The organism is Bowmanella yangjiangensis (genome assembly GCF_017255015.1).
Lineage (GTDB): Bacteria > Pseudomonadota > Gammaproteobacteria > Enterobacterales > Alteromonadaceae > Bowmanella > Bowmanella yangjiangensis.
Genome location: NZ_JAFKCS010000173.1, coordinates 1 through 1,680 on the forward strand (window position 1 = coordinate 1; position 1,680 = coordinate 1,680).

Below are 1,680 nucleotides of genomic sequence, written 5' to 3' on the forward strand. Positions count from 1 at the left end.
TTCTGACCTGGACGACGCTACGCGCGCCCAGTTGGAGCACGGTGAGCGTGTAACCGAGCTGATGAAGCAGAAGCAATACAGCCCGCTGAATGTAGCAAGAATGGCTGTATCTCTGTTTGCCGTTGAAAAAGGCTTCCTGAAAGATGTTGAGCTGAAAAAGGTCCTGGACTTTGAATCTGCTTTGCATGCTTACATGGACAGCGAATACGCCGAGCTCATGAACACTATCAATAGCACGGGTAACTACAACGACGAGATCGAAGCAACCTTGAAAGAAGCCTTGGGCAAATTCAAGGAAACGCAGACTTGGTAATAACTGGATGCGCTTAGGCGCATCCATCGTTGAGTAATCGGGAGAGTGTCATGGCCGGTGGTAAAGAGATAAAAGGTAAGATCGGGAGTATTAAGAATACTCAGAAGATCACCAGCGCTATGGAAATGGTTGCCGCCTCCAAGATGAAGAAGGCGCAAGACCGTATGGCTTCCAGCCGTCCATACGCTGACAACATGCGAAGCGTGATTGGTCACCTTGCCAACGCCAACCTTGAGTACCGTCACCCTTATTTGGAAGAGCGTGATATCAAGGCCGTAGGTTACATCGTTATCTCTACCGACCGCGGTTTGTGTGGTGGTTTGAACACCAACGAATTCAAGGCGGTAGTGAAAGATGCCAAAGCCTGGCAGCAAAAAGGTGCACAAGTGCACTTTGCTGCGCTGGGTTCAAAAGCCTGCAGCTTTTTCAACCGTTTTGGCGGTAAGGTATTGGCAGCGGAATCGGGAATCGGTGATGCGCCTAGTGTTAAAGACGTGATTGGCTTGGTTAGAGTCATGCTGAGCGCCTTTGACAATGGCGAGATCGATCGTCTGTATCTGGTATATAACAACTTTGTGAATACCATGACTCAGACCCCCAAGATCAGTCAATTGCTACCTTTGCCCAAGTCTGACGACAAAGCATACAAGCACCGTTGGGATTACCTGTACGAGCCGGATCCAAAACCCATTTTGGATATGCTGTTGGTTCGTTATGTGGAATCTCAGGTATATCAGGGTGTAGTTGAAAACGCCGCCTCTGAACAGGCGGCAAGAATGGTTGCAATGAAAGCCGCTACAGATAATGCGGGCAACCTGATAGATGAACTACAACTGATCTACAACAAGGCCCGTCAGGCAGCGATTACGCAGGAAATCAGCGAAATCGTCAGCGGCGCCGCGGCTGTGTAGGCAAAGGTTTAAAATTAAGAGGACAAATTATGAGTCTAGGTAAGGTCGTCCAGATAATCGGTGCCGTTGTGGATATTGAATTTCCACAGTCCGCGGTTCCAAAGGTTTACGATGCACTGAAAGTTACCTCTGGTGACTTGAATGGGTTGACGCTGGAAGTTCAGCAGCAACTGGGTGGTGGCGTAGTCCGTACAATCGCTTTGGGCACCACCGACGGTTTGCGTCGTGGTCTTGAAGTGGAAAATACCGGTGCACCTATCATGGTTCCAGTAGGTAAAGCTACCCTGGGACGGATTATGGATGTGCTGGGTAACCCTATTGATGAAGCGGGTCCCATTGGTGAAGAAGAACGTATGTCTATTCACCGTGAAGCGCCAAGCTATGAAGATCAGTCCAGCTCTGTAGAATTGCTGGAAACAGGCATCAAGGTAATCGACTTGGTATGCCCATTCGCCA

The 1,680-nt window shown here is 49.2% G+C and carries 1 protein-coding gene and 2 pseudogenes; all 3 read left to right on the forward strand.

All coding sequences use genetic code 11. The annotated features are described in order from the left end of the window. Positions 1-313, forward strand: a pseudogene (locus J0A65_RS23035) (F0F1 ATP synthase subunit alpha); the annotation flags it as partial. 50 nt (positions 314-363) lie between these two features. Then, positions 364-1,224: a F0F1 ATP synthase subunit gamma gene (gene atpG, locus J0A65_RS23040; RefSeq protein ID WP_206596633.1), complete on the forward strand. Its 861-nt coding sequence runs from the start codon at positions 364-366 to the stop codon at positions 1,222-1,224. Between the two features lie 29 nt (positions 1,225-1,253). Continuing rightward, positions 1,254-1,680 (forward strand): annotated as a pseudogene (locus J0A65_RS23045) (F0F1 ATP synthase subunit beta); the annotation flags it as partial.

Coding starts and splice junctions, on each gene's coding strand:
- atpG (WP_206596633.1), top strand. CDS start 364: ATGGCCGGTGGTAAAGAGATAAAAGGTAAGATCGGGAGTATTAAGAAT.